15 protein-coding genes and 1 other annotated feature are annotated in these 12,909 nt (G+C 66.1%); of the genes, 4 read left to right on the top strand and 11 right to left on the bottom strand.

What is annotated here, in order from left to right; all coding sequences use genetic code 11:
• Positions 1 to 303 precede the first annotated feature (303 nt).
• The 7 genes from grxD to RPR59_RS11570 form a co-directional block, all read right to left on the bottom strand.
• Positions 304 to 636, bottom strand: coding sequence for a Grx4 family monothiol glutaredoxin (gene grxD, locus RPR59_RS11540; protein WP_313914185.1), 333 nt, complete (start codon positions 634 to 636; stop codon positions 304 to 306).
• A 4-nt stretch (positions 637 to 640) separates the two neighbouring features.
• Complete coding sequence (locus RPR59_RS11545) at positions 641 to 880, bottom strand: BolA family protein (RefSeq protein WP_313914186.1); 240 nt, start codon at positions 878 to 880, stop codon at positions 641 to 643.
• A gap of 2 nt (positions 881 to 882) precedes the next feature.
• A complete protein-coding gene (locus RPR59_RS11550; RefSeq protein WP_313914189.1) occupies positions 883 to 1,206 on the bottom strand; it encodes a DUF1476 domain-containing protein in 324 nt (107 codons plus the stop codon).
• Between the two features lie 295 nt (positions 1,207 to 1,501).
• On the bottom strand, positions 1,502 to 2,503 hold the full coding sequence (locus RPR59_RS11555) for an NADPH:quinone oxidoreductase family protein (RefSeq protein WP_313914191.1): 1,002 nt from the start codon (positions 2,501 to 2,503) through the stop codon (positions 1,502 to 1,504).
• Positions 2,466 to 3,107, bottom strand: a complete 642-nt coding sequence (leuD, locus tag RPR59_RS11560; protein WP_313914193.1) for a 3-isopropylmalate dehydratase small subunit — start codon at positions 3,105 to 3,107, stop codon at positions 2,466 to 2,468. The genes RPR59_RS11555 and leuD overlap by 38 nt, the downstream gene beginning before the upstream one ends.
• 280 nt (positions 3,108 to 3,387) lie before the next feature.
• Positions 3,388 to 4,833, bottom strand: a complete 1,446-nt coding sequence (gene leuC, locus RPR59_RS11565; protein ID WP_313914195.1) for a 3-isopropylmalate dehydratase large subunit — start codon at positions 4,831 to 4,833, stop codon at positions 3,388 to 3,390.
• A gap of 188 nt (positions 4,834 to 5,021) precedes the next feature.
• Positions 5,022 to 5,924 carry a LysR family transcriptional regulator gene (locus tag RPR59_RS11570; protein WP_313914197.1) on the bottom strand — a complete coding sequence of 301 codons (903 nt, stop codon included), beginning with the start codon at positions 5,922 to 5,924 and terminating at the stop codon, positions 5,022 to 5,024.
• A 97-nt stretch (positions 5,925 to 6,021) separates the two neighbouring features.
• Here RPR59_RS11570 and RPR59_RS11575 point away from each other — a divergent pair, with 97 nt between their 5' ends.
• The 4 genes from RPR59_RS11575 (at position 6,022) to RPR59_RS11590 (ending at position 10,076) form a co-directional block, all read left to right on the top strand.
• Positions 6,022 to 6,894, top strand: coding sequence for an aldo/keto reductase family oxidoreductase (locus RPR59_RS11575; protein WP_313914199.1), 873 nt, complete (start codon positions 6,022 to 6,024; stop codon positions 6,892 to 6,894).
• A 359-nt stretch (positions 6,895 to 7,253) separates the two neighbouring features.
• Positions 7,254 to 7,306, top strand: a sequence feature (sul1 is cis-regulatory element that is thought to sense ions involved in sulfur or methionine metabolism; They are found in Alphaproteobacteria).
• Positions 7,307 to 7,397: 91 nt separating this feature from the next.
• Entirely contained in the window at positions 7,398 to 8,882 is a 1,485-nt protein-coding gene (locus RPR59_RS11580) for a SulP family inorganic anion transporter (RefSeq protein WP_313914201.1), read from the top strand.
• An 11-nt stretch (positions 8,883 to 8,893) separates the two neighbouring features.
• Positions 8,894 to 9,742 carry a universal stress protein gene (locus RPR59_RS11585; protein ID WP_313914203.1) on the top strand — a complete coding sequence of 283 codons (849 nt, stop codon included), beginning with the start codon at positions 8,894 to 8,896 and terminating at the stop codon, positions 9,740 to 9,742.
• Position 9,743: 1 nt separating this feature from the next.
• Positions 9,744 to 10,076, top strand: a complete 333-nt coding sequence (locus tag RPR59_RS11590; RefSeq protein WP_313914205.1) for a TraR/DksA family transcriptional regulator — start codon at positions 9,744 to 9,746, stop codon at positions 10,074 to 10,076.
• 173 nt (positions 10,077 to 10,249) lie between these two features.
• Here the strand turns inward: RPR59_RS11590 and RPR59_RS11595 are convergent, their stop codons facing one another.
• The 4 genes from RPR59_RS11595 to RPR59_RS11610 are packed head-to-tail and all read right to left on the bottom strand — an operon-like array spanning position 10,250 to position 12,822.
• Positions 10,250 to 10,900, bottom strand: coding sequence for a CoA transferase subunit B (locus RPR59_RS11595; protein ID WP_313914207.1), 651 nt, complete (start codon positions 10,898 to 10,900; stop codon positions 10,250 to 10,252).
• Entirely contained in the window at positions 10,900 to 11,217 is a 318-nt protein-coding gene (locus RPR59_RS11600) for a DUF5076 domain-containing protein (protein ID WP_313914209.1), read from the bottom strand. The genes RPR59_RS11595 and RPR59_RS11600 overlap by 1 nt, the downstream gene beginning before the upstream one ends.
• A complete protein-coding gene (locus tag RPR59_RS11605; protein WP_432280262.1) occupies positions 11,210 to 12,118 on the bottom strand; it encodes an HAD family acid phosphatase in 909 nt (302 codons plus the stop codon). The genes RPR59_RS11600 and RPR59_RS11605 overlap by 8 nt, the downstream gene beginning before the upstream one ends.
• Positions 12,115 to 12,822 (bottom strand): CoA transferase subunit A, encoded by a 708-nt coding sequence (locus RPR59_RS11610; RefSeq protein ID WP_313914211.1) that lies wholly within the window; start codon positions 12,820 to 12,822, stop codon positions 12,115 to 12,117. The genes RPR59_RS11605 and RPR59_RS11610 overlap by 4 nt, the downstream gene beginning before the upstream one ends.
• Positions 12,823 to 12,909: the final 87 nt, after the last annotated feature.

Consider the following 12,909-nt stretch of genomic DNA (forward strand, 5'->3'; position numbering starts at 1 on the left):
GCAAATGAACGCGCGCCCGCACCGGACTGTCGGTACGGTTTACACCTGGTCGCCGTCGAAGGACTTCATTAACCGATTTGTGCCAGCAATATGGGCGATTGCCGCATTTGGCATGCGCCGTGCACATTGGTCAGCGTTCCGAGCGTCTCCACGCTTCCAGGGCGGACCGGCAGCCAACCGGCCGGTCCGCCCGACCCGGCAACCGGCAGCAGCAATATTCCCGACCGCAGGGGAAGCGCGCACGAAAACGCCCGCCGCCGCTTCACGCGGGCGACGGGCGCAAACCATCGGGATCGCTCCGCCTCAGGCGGTGGCCACGACGCCCTTTTCCTTCATCAGATCGGCCAGCTCGCCCGATTCGTACATCTCCATCATGATGTCCGATCCGCCGACGAATTCGCCCTTTACATAGAGCTGCGGGATGGTCGGCCAGTCGGAATAGGTCTTGATGCCCTGGCGGACGTCCTGATCCTGCAGCACGTCGACGCTGTCGAACTCGACGTTCAGGTGCTGCAGAATGGCGACCGCGCGGCTGGAAAAGCCGCATTGCGGGAAAAGCGGGCTGCCCTTCATGAACAGCACCACGCCCTTGTCCTTCACCATCCCGTCGATGCGGGCGTTCACGTCCTCGCTCATACCTCTACTCCTTGTTCGGAACCGCGGTGGTCAGTTGCAGCGCGTGCAGCGTGCCGCCCATCCGGCCGCCCAGCGCGGCATAGACCGCCTGGTGCTGTTTCACGCGCGGCATTCCGCGAAAACTTTCCGCCGTCACGCGTGCGGCATAATGGTCGCCGTCGCCGGCGAGGTCGGTGATCTCGACCTCGGCATCCGGAATACCGTCGCGGATCAGCGTCTCGATCTGCTCAGCTTCCATCGCCATCGTTATTGGGCCTCGATCATCTGCCGCCGTGCCTCCACCGCCATATCGTCCAGCGCCTTGCGCACTTCGGCATCGCCGGTATCGACCCCGGCCGCGGTCAGGTCGCCGACGAGCTTGCGCACCACGTCCTCGTCGCCCGCTTCCTCGAAATCGGCCTGGACGACGGCCTTTGCATAGGCCTCCGATTCCTCGGGCGTCAGCTTCATCTTCTCCGCCGCCCACAGACCCAGCAGCCGGTTGCGCCGTGCATGGACGCGGAAGGCCATTTCCTCCTCGCGGGCGAACTTCGCCTCGAAGGCCCGCTCGCGATCATCGAAGGTCGTCATCTGGTCGTCGTCCCCTGCAAAAAATTTGCTACAGACCGAGATAGGAGGGCCCGATGGCTCGCGCAACGGGTGGCGCACACGCCCGCCGCATCCGAGCCATCAAACCGCTCGCCAAGGCGCCGAGCCCCTGCGGAGGTCACCTGTGCTCCCGAAAAGCTACCGTGCTCCTGCGCAGGCGGGAGCCCAGAGCTTCACCCGCGACGCCCGCGGCTCTGGGTTCCTGCCTGCGCAGGAACACGACACCCTTTGGCGACGACACACCCCACCCGCAGACGGCGGGCGAAAACCCACGCCCCTACGTCCCCACCTCGACCACCAGCTTGCCGATCGCCTCGCGCGCCGCCATCTTCGCGATCGCCTTGCCGCCGTCCCCGAACGCGAAGACCTCGGTGACGCGCGGCGCGATCCTGCCGTCCTCCCACAAGCGGAACAGCGTCTCGACATGGGCGGCATTGGCTTGTCGGTCGCGCATCGCGAACGCGCCCCAGAACACGCCGCACACGTCGCACGACTTCAAGAGCGTCAGGTTGAGCGGCAGCTTCGCGATCCCCGCCGGAAAGCCGACGACCAGATAGCGCCCCTCCCAGCCGATCGCGCGCAGCGCCGGCTCGGTATAGTCGCCGCCGACGGGGTCGTAGATCACCTGCGCCCCGTTCGGCCCCAGCGCCTCCTTGAAGCGGCTGGCCAGCGCCTTCGACTGGTCCTTGTCGAACGGCGCGCGGTCATAGACGATCGTCTCGTCCGCGCCCGCCTCGCGCGCCGCCTGCGCCTTTTCCTCCGACGAGACGGCAGCGACCACGCGCGCGCCGAACGCCTTGCCCAGCTCGACCGCCGCCAGCCCGACCCCGCCCGCCGCACCGAGCACCAGCAGCGTGTCGCCCGACTTCAGATGCCCGCGGTCGAGCAGCGCGTGGATCGTCGTCGCATAGGTCAGGAGCAGCGCCGATCCTTCGGCGAAACTCCGCCCCTCGGGCAGGCGATAGGCGCGCCCGGCATCGAGCACGATCTTTTCGGCCAGCCCGCCATGCCCCACCGTCGCCAGCACCCGGTCGCCCGCTTGCCAGCCGGTGACGCCCTCGCCCACCGCCTCGACCACGCCCGAGATTTCGCTGCCCGGCGCAAATGGGCGCTCGGGCTTGAACTGATATTTGTCCTCGATGATCAGGACGTCGGGATAGTTGATCGAACAAGCCTTGGCCGCGACCAGCAACTGCCCCTTGCCCGGGCTCGGCTCGGGAAGGTCGGCCAGTTCGAGCGTATCAGGTCCGCCCGGCGCCCTCGACAGCAATGCTTTCATCTCGCCCCTCTCCTCCGCGTCGCGGTATGAGCCAGGGCCGCGTGTTCGCGATACCGGACTCGTATTTCGAAATCACGGTATCCTTTGCCAGTGTCAGGCCGACTTCGTCCAGCCCCTGCATCAGGCATTCGCGGCGAAAGGGATCGAGTTCGAAGGAAAAACGGTCCTGAAACGGCGTCGTCACCGTCATCGTTTCCAGGTCGACGGTGATCTCGTCGGTCTGCGCGACCGCCATCAGCCGGTCGATCGCATCCTGCGGCAGCGCGACGGTGACGATGCCGTTCTTGAACGCATTGCCGGAAAAGATGTCGGAAAAGCTCGGCGCGATCACCGCCTTCACGCCCATATCGGCAAGTGCCCATGCGGCGTGTTCGCGGCTCGACCCGCAGCCGAAATTGTCGCCGGCGATCAACAGCGGCGCGCCGGCATATTCGGGATCGTCGAAGACGTTGCCGGGCTCTGCGCGCACGCTTTCGAACGCGCCCCGGCCCAGCCCCTCACGCGTTACGGTCTTCAGCCAGTGGGCGGGAATGATGATGTCGGTATCGACATTCTCCGCGCCGAACGGATAGGCGCGGCCCTGAACGGTGCGGACGGGTTCCATCGGTTACCTCCTCACAAATTCCTCCCCTGCAAGGGGAGGTGGCAGCCCGAGGGGCTGACGGAGGGGTATAACCACCAGCGTCGACACCCCTCCACCATGCTTCGCATGGTCCCCCTCCCCTTGCAGGGGAGGATCTTCGGCTACTGCGCGGCGACGACGCCTCCCGCGCCGCTCGTCGGCGCGAAGTCCGCCGGCACGTCGCTGACGGTATTCGTCGAAGCATAAGCGGCGGCGACGCCGCTCAGCAGGGTTCCGGCCACAAGAGCCACCAAAGCACGCTTCATTCGTCCCCACCCCCGATAAGATCCCGCACGTCCGTCAGGCGCCCCGTAACCGCCGCTGCCGCCGCCATCGCCGGCGACACCAGATGCGTTCGCGCGCCCGGACCCTGCCGCCCTACGAAATTCCGGTTCGAAGTGGAAGCACAACGTTCGCCCGCCGGCACCTTGTCCGGGTTCATCGCCAGGCACATCGAACAGCCGGGCTCGCGCCATTCGAACCCTGCTTCGATAAAGATGCGGTCGATCCCCTCGGCCTCGGCCTGCCGCTTGACCAGTCCCGAACCGGGCACGACCAGCGCCTGTTTCATTCGCGCGGCGACCTTGCGGCCCTTCACCACCGCGGCGGCGGCGCGCAGATCCTCGATCCGGCTGTTGGTGCAACTGCCGATGAAGACATGCTCCAGCGCGACGTCCTGCATCGCCGTACCCGGTGTTAGCCCCATATAATCGAGCGACTTCCTCGCCGCGGCGCGCTTGGCGGGATCGTCGAAGCTGTCGGGATCTGGCACCACTCCGGTGATCGACACCACATCCTCGGGGCTCGTCCCCCAGGTCAGCGACGGTGCGATGTCGCTCGCCTCGAGCGTGACCACCCGGTCATAATGCGCCCCGGCATCGCTCGGCAGGCGGCGCCAATAGTCGACTGCCCAGTCCCACGCTTCGCCCTTCGGCGCCATGGGCCGGCCTTGCAGATAGCGATAGGTCGTCTCGTCGGGTGCGATCAGCCCCGACCGCGCGCCGCCCTCGATCGACATGTTCGATACCGTCAGCCGCCCCTCGACCGACAACGCGCGGATCACCTCGCCGGTATATTCGATGACATGGCCCGTACCGCCGCCCGCGCCGATCCGCCCGATGATGGCGAGCGCCACGTCCTTGGCCGACACGCCGAAGCCCAGCGTACCGTCGACGCGCACCTCCATCGTCTTCGACTGTTTCAACAGCAGGGTCTGCGTCGCCAGCACATGCTCGACCTCGCTCGTCCCGATGCCGAACGCCAGCGCCCCCAGCGCGCCATGCGCCGAGGTATGGCTGTCGCCGCACACCAAAGTCGTGCCGGGCAACGTGAAGCCCTGCTCGGGTCCGACGACATGGACGATGCCCTGTTCGGGCGCGACCGCGTCGAAATAGGCCACACCGAAGTCGCGCGTGTTGCGTTCAAGCGCCGCGAGTTGCCCTGCGCTCGCCGGATCGGCGATCGGAAGCCGCGCGCCGTTCGCATCCACCCGCGCGGTCGTCGGCAGGTTATGGTCGGGCACCGCCAGCGTCAGGTCGGGCCGGCGCACCGCACGCCCCCCCATGCGCAACCCTTCAAAGGCCTGCGGACTCGTCACCTCGTGAACGAGATGCCGGTCGATATAAATGAGGCAGGTGCCGTCGTCGCGGCGTTCCACGACGTGATCGGCCCAGATTTTTTCGTACAGGGTAATAGGTCTGCTGGCCATGCGAGCGCTTCTAACGGAATGATGCTTTATCGCAAGCCCACATGAAAGATTCGTTCATCCCTTTGTCCGAACTCGCGTCCGGCACTGTTCCGCCCGACAGATATCGGAAGGTCGAAAACATCTCCTATTCCCAAGGGTGGAAGGTCGGCCTAGTCCCGCCTTTGCGAGGACAGGTTCACGCTCGTCACCTACCGCCCCGCTTCCTTCACGAAATCGACGAACGCCCTCAGCGGCGTCGGCAGATGCCGCCGGCCCGGATAATAAAGGAACGGCCCCGAAAACGCCTCCCACCAGTCCTCCAGCACCGGTTCCAGCGCGCCGCTTGCGAAATGCGGTGCCAGCCAGTGATCGAACAGCATCACGACGCCCAGCCCGCTGACCGCGCTCGACACCAGCAGGTCGGCGCCGCCGCCCAGCCGCACGGTCAGCGGCCCGTCGGGCTCGAGACGCACGATCTCGCCGTCCCGCTCGAACTCCCAGGCCGGCTTGTACCCGCTCGCGAACCGGCCGAGCAGGCACCGATGGCCAAGCAGGTCGCGCGGATGCTCCGGCCGCCCATGCGCGTCGAGATAGGCCGGCGACGCCGCCGCCGCGAACCGCTGCACGCGCGGCCCGATCGGCACCGCGATCATGTCCTGCTCCAGTCGTTCCTCATAGCGGATGCCGGCGTCGCATCCCGCCGCGAGCACGTCGACAAAGCCCTCCTCCACCACCACGTCCAGCCTGATGTCGGGATAGCGGCCGAGAAACGCCGGCAGGATGTCGGGCAGCACCAGCCGCGCGGCGCTTTCGGGCACGTTCAGCCGCAGCGTTCCCGCCGGCCGCTCGCGAAAATCGTTCACCATCTCCAGCGCCGAATCGATATCGCTCAGCGCCGGCCCCAGCCGTTCGAGCAGCCGCGCGCCGGCCTCGGTCGGCGCTACGCTGCGCGTCGTGCGGTGGAGAAGGCGCACGCCCATACGCGCCTCCAGCCGCCGTACGGCTTCGCTCAGTCCCGACGCCGACAGGTCGGCGCGGCGCGCGGCGTCGCGAAATCCGCCCGCGCGGGAAACCGCGACGAAGGCGGCAAGATCATTCAGGTCGGGCTTCATTGTACGATTTCTCGAACAACTCGTCCCGATCGGCAAGTCTTATCGTACAGCGTTCGGCACGCCAGATTGAAGGATACACAGCAGGAAAGGAACCAGCATGACCGATTTGTCAAAGGCCGGCAGCTATCAACTCGGCGATCGCATGGTGAAGCGGATGGGCTACGGCGCGATGCAACTCGCCGGCCCCGGCGTGTTCGGGCCGCCAAAGGATGCCGATGCCGCGCGCGACGTGCTCAAAGCCGCGATCACTGCGGGGGTCGACCATATCGACACCAGCGATTTTTACGGCCCGCACGTCGTCAACCGTCTGATCGCCCAGGCGCTGTCGCCCTATCCGGACGATCTGACCATCGTCACCAAGATCGGGGCGGTGCGCGGCGGGGACGCATCGTGGAATCCGGCGATGGGCGCCGACGAGTTGCGCCGCGCGGTCGAGGACAATCTGCGCAACCTGCGCCGCGACGCGATCGACGTCGTCAACCTCCGCCTGATGTTCGGCGACGACCACGGCCCCGCCGCCGGATCGGTCGCCGAACCGCTATCGACGCTCGTGAAGATGCGTGACGAAGGGCTGATCCGCCATATCGGCCTCAGCAACGCGACGCCCGAACAGGTCCGCGAAGCGCGCGGCATGACCGAGATCGCATGCGTGCAGAATCTCTACAATCTCGCGAACCGCGGCGACGACGCGCTGATCGATATGCTCGCCGAAGCCGGAATCGCCTATGTTCCGTTCTTCCCGCTTGGCGGGTTCACCCCGCTGCAATCCGATACGCTGTCGAACGTCGCGCGACGTCTCGAAGCCACGCCGATGCAGGTCGCGCTTGCCTGGCTGCTCCAGCGCTCGCCCAACATCCTGCTCATTCCCGGCACCTCGTCTGTCGCACACCTGCGTGAAAATCTCGCCGCCGCTGAATTGACGCTGCCGGCGGACGCCGTGACCGAACTGGACGGCATCGCCGGCGCGTAGCGAACCCGTGGCGAAGCTGCTGGCGCATTGCCGCTCCGGCAGCTCTCCCCAAACCGTGGCCTCCTCCCCCGTTCGTGTTGAGCCAATCGAAGCACTGTCCTTCCCGGTGCGCCGAGGCAGGGACGGTCCTTCGACAAGCGCAGGACAAACGGACGCGCCCTTCCGCGATCGGTGTCCGACGATAACCACCGGTCGCCACCACCACGATGACCGCCGACCTGATCAGCGGCGGCGCCTGCATGACCGGATCGACGGTATTCCGTTGGATCCGCGTTCAGCCTGAGCCGGGCGGATAACCGCCCTGCACCCTTTCTGCTTGCGGCCACGGCAGGTATAGGCTAACGGGCGCCTCGCTTTTCGTCGGACCCGGCTTGCCGGGTGGCTCGGCCCGGCGCCTATCCCCGGGATAACCTTTCAGCAGCCGCGGCCTCGCTGCCGCGTTCGAAACGAGCGGTCGCGGTGACGATCGCCGTCGACGCTGATTGTTCGATCAAGAGTTCACCATGCCCTCGACAGCTTCTGTGAAGCGCGACTGGCTGGCGAACCCGCGTGCCGACATCCTTGCCGGCATGGTGGTGGCGCTGGCCCTCATCCCCGAAGCCATCGGCTTCTCCATCATCGCCGGCGTGGATCCGCGCGTCGGACTCTACGCTTCCTTCTCAATCGCCGTGATCATCGCCTTCGTCGGCGGCCGGCCGGGAATGATTTCCGCCGCCACTGCCGCGGTCGCCGTCCTGGTCGTGCCGCTGGTCCGCGATCACGGCGTCGAATACCTGTTCGCCGCCACGATTCTCATGGGGATATTGCAGGGAATCGCCGGGCTGCTCCGGCTCGATCTCCTGATGCAATATGTCTCGCGCTCGGTAATCACCGGCTTCGTCAACGCGCTCGCCATCCTGATCTTCATGGCCCAGCTACCGCAACTGACCGGGGTCGGGTGGGAGACCTATGCGCTGGTCCTTGCGGGGCTGGCGATCATCTATCTCTTTCCGCGCCTCACCCGCGCCGTGCCGTCACCCCTGGTGGCGATCGTCGTGCTGACCTCGATCACCATCTGGTTCGGCATCGACGTGAACACGGTCGGCGAGATGGGAGAACTTCCCAAGGCGCTGCCGTCCTTCCTCATTCCCGACGTGCCGTTCACCCTGGACACGCTGCGCATCATCTTTCCCTATTCGCTGACCATGGCGGCAGTTGGCCTTCTGGAAACGATGATGACCGCGCAGATCGTCGACGACTTCACCGACACCGGCTCGAACAAGGCGCGCGAGATGCGCGGCCAGGGCATCGCCAACTTCGTCACCGGCTTTCTGGGCGGCATGGGCGGCTGCGCGATGATCGGCCAGTCGGTCATCAACGTGAAGTCGGGCGGTTCGACACGGCTGTCGACCCTCACGGCCGGCATCTTCCTGTTGTTCCTGTTGCTTATCCTGGGTCCCCTGGTCGCGCAGATCCCGATGCCGAGCCTCGTCGCGGTGATGATCATGGTCTCGATCGGGACTTTCTCGTGGCGCTCGATCAAGGACGTTCGGCGCCATCCATGGCAATCCTCGGTCGTCATGCTTTCCACCGTCGTCATCGTGGTGTGGACGCACAATCTCGCCGCCGGCGTGGTGATCGGGGTCGTGCTCTCCGGCCTGTTCTTCGCGAGCAAGGTCAGGCGGATGTTCACGGTCACCTCCGATCTTTCGGCGGACGGCGCCTCTCGCACCTACCATGTCACCGGCGACATCTTCTTCGCCTCGTCCGACCGGTTCGCCGAAGCCTTCGATTTCAAGGAAGTTCTCGATACTGTGGTGATCGATGTCAGCTCGGCCCATTTCTGGGACATCACCGGCATCGGAACGCTCGACAAGGCGGTGCTGCGCTTCCGCCGCGAAGGCACCCATGTCGAGATCGTCGGGCTGAACGAAGGCAGCGCTTCGATGGTCGAGCGCTTCGCCATCCACGACAAGCCGGGCGCCGATGCGCAGCTCGGCGGGCATTAGGGAGAGAAACCATGGAAACGATTCTCGCCTGCATCGACAGCTCTGCCTATGCGAACCCGGTATGTGATCTCGCTGCCTGGGCATCGCGCAAACTGAAGGCGCCAGTCGAGCTGCTGCACGTGGTCCAGCGCAAGGACGCGGTGGCCGAACGGCACGACCTGTCCGGCGCCATCGGCCTGGGCGTGAAATCCAGCCTGCTGGAGGAATTGACCCGGCTCGAGGAAACCGACGCCAGGCTGCAGATCGAACGCGGCCGGGCGCTTCTCGCTGCCGGCGCCGAACGGCTGCGGGCGGCCGGAGCGGTGGCCGTCGAAACGCTGCACCGCCACGGCGGCATCGTCGAAACGGTGCTGGAGCGCGAACGGGTTGCGCGGGTCGTGGTAATCGGCAAGCGCGGCGCCAGCCATGAATTCGCCACCGATCACATCGGCTCGAAGATCGAGCGCGTCGTTCGTGCGAGTTCCAGGCCGATCCTCGTCGCGTCGCGCACGATCGAGCAGCCGCGCGTCGCGGTCCTCGCCTATGACGGGTCGGAGGCTGCCGACCGGGCGCTCGAACGCTGCGCCAATTCGCCGCTGTTCCGCGACCTGGCCGTGCATGTCGTGATGGCCGGGTCCGACGACGATAGCCACCGCCGCGCGATGGCGAACGCTACTGCGCAGCTCGAAGGACGCGATGTCCGGACGACGCTGCGCGACGCGCGCGCCGAGGAAGTGATAGCGGATGTCGTTGAGCGGACGCCCGGCGCCCTTCTGATGATGGGCGCCTACGGCCACTCGGCACTTCGAACGCTCATCGTCGGCAGCACGACCACCGCGATGGTCCGCACCGTGCGGGCGCCGGTGCTATTGATGCGCTGACATGACCATTGATCCGGAGACGTTTCGCACCAAGCTGCTGGACCTTCGCGAGCGCTTGCGTGCGGAAGACGAGGCTTCCGAGGCCGACCGGGCGCCGGTGGCACTCGATCAGGAAAGTGTCGGCCGCCTGTCCCGTATGGACGCCATGCAGGTGCAGGCCATGGCGGTGGCGGCCCAACGTCGCCGTCAGCAGGAACGTGCTGCCATCGATGCCGCGCTCCGGCGAATCGAAGAGGGGGAATTTGGCTATTGCCTCACCTGCGGCGAGGAGATCGCCGAAGCGCGGCTCGACCACACGCCAACGGCCACGACCTGCATCGACTGCGCGCGGTAGGCGTGATCGCCTCTCCCGATCGGGCGAAACTTCCGCAAGGCATCGCTGCGACGGAAAGAACGTCCGACCAACTTTAACGCCGTGCCAGCCCCTCGGGCCGGCTCAACAAGAGCCTCACACCTCCACCTTGCCCTGTGCTCCCGCGAAGGCGGGAGCACAGTCTGGTCCGCCGCCTATGCCGACTCGAGCGCGACCTCGTATTCCGCCGTCGTCTTTTCCCCGACCTCCTCGGCCGTTACGCCGGGCGCAAGCTCGACCAGGCGGAAGGGGCTGTCGTGATCGGCGCGCTGGAACACGCACAGGTCGGTGACGATCATGTCCACCACGTTCGTACCCGTAAGCGGCAGCGAGCATTCGGGGATGAACTTCGGATCGCCGTGCTTGGACGTATGCTCCATCACCACGATGATCTTCTTGACGCCGGCGACCAGGTCCATTGCGCCGCCCATCCCCTTGATCATCTTGCCGGGGATCATCCAGTTGGCGATGTCGCCATTTTCGGCCACCTCCATCGCACCCAGCACGGCCAGGTCGATATGCCCGCCGCGGATCATCGCAAAGCTGGTTGCGGAATCGAAGAACACCGTCTGCGGCAGTTCGCTCACCGTCTGCTTGCCGGCGTTGATCAGGTCGGGATCCTCTTCGCCCTGATAGGGAAAGGGCCCGATGCCGAGCATCCCGTTTTCCGACTGCAGCGTCACCTCCACGCCTTCGGGGATATGGTTCGCCACCAGCGTCGGGATTCCGATGCCCAGATTAACATAGAATCCGTCCTCCAGCTCCTTCGCGGCGCGCGCCGCCATCTCGTCGCGGGTCCAGGGCATCAGTCGAGACTCCCATCCTGTATCGTGGTGATCGTTGAAAATTGCTCGCGCAGTTGCTCGCCCAGGCCGTCGACGATCTGCTGCAGCGCTTCATCCTCCGTCAGCCCATAGGTGGTGGCATAGGCGCGGGCGCCGTGGCGGGCGATGTCCGACAGGAAATAGCCGAAGACCTTGGGATCCTCCAACCGGAAGGCGGCGACCCAGACGTTGGCGCGCCCCTCTTCGTTGATCCAGGCACGGATCAGCTCCGCCGCCTGCGGGCCGAGCGCTTCACCACCCTCCAGCGGAATGGCGCCGGGATGCTCGCCCTCAGCCATTCGCCGCCTCCGCAGTCGCCCCGCCCGGCGCCCAGCGCTTGTCGGCCGGGAACACGTCGTCCATGCCGCCCTTGATCGACGGGCCGTAAACCGGGTTCGGAAACAGGAACCAGCCCTCGCCCCAATTGCCGACGATCGCGGGACTGCCGATGGCGGCGCGACGGTCGCGCACATCGTCGATCGCGTTGAACAAATCGCTGATGTCGCCGAGCTGGTCGCCCCCCAGGGCCAGCACGCAATAGCGCGAGGCGATGCGCGCGCGCCGCGCATCCTTGTGCCCGCCGGTGTCATCGTCGCCCTGCAGGAACAGCGTCGTGCCGTGCTCGGCCGGCCCGAGCCCCGCCCCCTCGATCGCCTGCGCAGTAGCGGCGGCGTTGCCGGCATGGCGGTTGGTGTTGAAGATCACCGTCACCCCCATGCCGCGCAGCGCGTCGAGCGCGGCCTTCGCACCCGGCGTCGGGGCCACGTCCGCAGCCCCGGTCCGCTCCCACTCCGACCAGCGTTCGGGGCTGTAGGCACCGCCCGCCGCCTGCCAGCTTTCAAAGCCGTAATTGAGCAGCACGGTCTCATCGACGTCGAACACCGCGGCGAACGGCTTGCCGCCGCACGGGACATAGCGCGGCGCCTGCAGCGTCGCACCGTCGGCCAATATCACGCTGTCGGCGGGCCGCTGCCGTACCTTCGCGCCGACATGATCGACCAGCGCATCCCAGTTCTGGCGCGTGACGACCGCCGCCTCGGCAGAGCCGTACAGATACTGCATCCCGCCAGGCACTCCGGCCTCGGCAGCGGTCGAAGGCGCGGACTGAGAGGGCGCCGCGGCGGGCGCCGTCGTCTCGGCAACGCTGATGCACCCGCTCAGCCAGGCCGACAGCCCTGCGGCGAGGAACAGCCGCTTCACGCCGTTTCCCGCTCGCGCACGGTGCGGAACTCGATCTTCTTGTCATAGGGCGCGCCGTTGATCAGGCGGTTCACGTAAATGCCCGGCAAGTGGATTTCGTCGGCGTCGAGTTCGCCCACCGACACCACTTCCTCGACTTCGGCGACGCAGACCTTTCCCGCCGTCGCCATCGGCTGGTTGAAGTTGCGCGCGGTCTTGCGGAAGATCAGATTGCCCGCCTCGTCCGCCTTCCACCCCTTGATGATCGCCAGGTCGGCGACGATCCCGCGCTCGAGGATATATTCCTCGCCGTCGAAGACCTTCACTTCCTTGCCTTCGGCAACCTGCGTGCCGACACCGGTCTTGGTGTAAAAGCCGGGAATGCCCGCCCCGCCCGCGCGGCAACGTTCGGCCAGCGTGCCTTGCGGACAGAACTCGACCTCCAGCTCGCCGCTCAGGAACTGCCGCTCGAACTCCTTGTTCTCGCCGACATAGGAGGAGATCATCTTCCTGACCTGGCGCGATCGCAGCAGCTTGCCGAGGCCCTCATTGTCGATGCCGGCATTGTTGCTGGCGATCGTCAGATCCTTGACTCCGGCGGTCTGGATCGCATCAATCAGCCGCTCGGGAATCCCGCACAGGCCGAACCCGCCCGCGCAGATCATCATGCCGTCCGTCAACACGCCTTCCAGCGCGGCTTCGGCGTTGGGATACAGCTTTTTCATGCACCGATTCTCCTGTTGCACGGGCGATAGGCGGACGCTCGCGGGTCGGTCAAGCGGACCTGAACGGACTTTCAACTTTGCGCCGGC

Origin of the sequence: Stakelama saccharophila (genome assembly GCF_032229225.1) — a bacterium.
GTDB classification, from domain to species: Bacteria; Pseudomonadota; Alphaproteobacteria; order Sphingomonadales; family Sphingomonadaceae; genus Sphingomonas; species Sphingomonas saccharophila.

Bases quoted from the DNA above. Each gene is read 5' to 3' on its own strand.
- grxD (WP_313914185.1), bottom strand. From the start codon at position 636: ATGAGCGAGGACGTGAACGCCCGCATCGACGGGATGGTGAAGGACAAG.
- RPR59_RS11545 (WP_313914186.1), bottom strand. From the start codon at position 880: ATGGCGATGGAAGCTGAGCAGATCGAGACGCTGATCCGCGACGGTATT.
- RPR59_RS11550 (WP_313914189.1), bottom strand. From the start codon at position 1,206: ATGACGACCTTCGATGATCGCGAGCGGGCCTTCGAGGCGAAGTTCGCC.
- RPR59_RS11555 (WP_313914191.1), bottom strand. From the start codon at position 2,503: ATGAAAGCATTGCTGTCGAGGGCGCCGGGCGGACCTGATACGCTCGAA.
- leuD (WP_313914193.1), bottom strand. From the start codon at position 3,107: ATGGAACCCGTCCGCACCGTTCAGGGCCGCGCCTATCCGTTCGGCGCG.
- leuC (WP_313914195.1), bottom strand. From the start codon at position 4,833: ATGGCCAGCAGACCTATTACCCTGTACGAAAAAATCTGGGCCGATCAC.
- RPR59_RS11570 (WP_313914197.1), bottom strand. From the start codon at position 5,924: ATGAAGCCCGACCTGAATGATCTTGCCGCCTTCGTCGCGGTTTCCCGC.
- RPR59_RS11575 (WP_313914199.1), top strand. From the start codon at position 6,022: ATGACCGATTTGTCAAAGGCCGGCAGCTATCAACTCGGCGATCGCATG.
- RPR59_RS11580 (WP_313914201.1), top strand. From the start codon at position 7,398: ATGCCCTCGACAGCTTCTGTGAAGCGCGACTGGCTGGCGAACCCGCGT.
- RPR59_RS11585 (WP_313914203.1), top strand. From the start codon at position 8,894: ATGGAAACGATTCTCGCCTGCATCGACAGCTCTGCCTATGCGAACCCG.
- RPR59_RS11590 (WP_313914205.1), top strand. From the start codon at position 9,744: ATGACCATTGATCCGGAGACGTTTCGCACCAAGCTGCTGGACCTTCGC.
- RPR59_RS11595 (WP_313914207.1), bottom strand. From the start codon at position 10,900: ATGCCCTGGACCCGCGACGAGATGGCGGCGCGCGCCGCGAAGGAGCTG.
- RPR59_RS11600 (WP_313914209.1), bottom strand. From the start codon at position 11,217: ATGGCTGAGGGCGAGCATCCCGGCGCCATTCCGCTGGAGGGTGGTGAA.
- RPR59_RS11610 (WP_313914211.1), bottom strand. From the start codon at position 12,822: ATGAAAAAGCTGTATCCCAACGCCGAAGCCGCGCTGGAAGGCGTGTTG.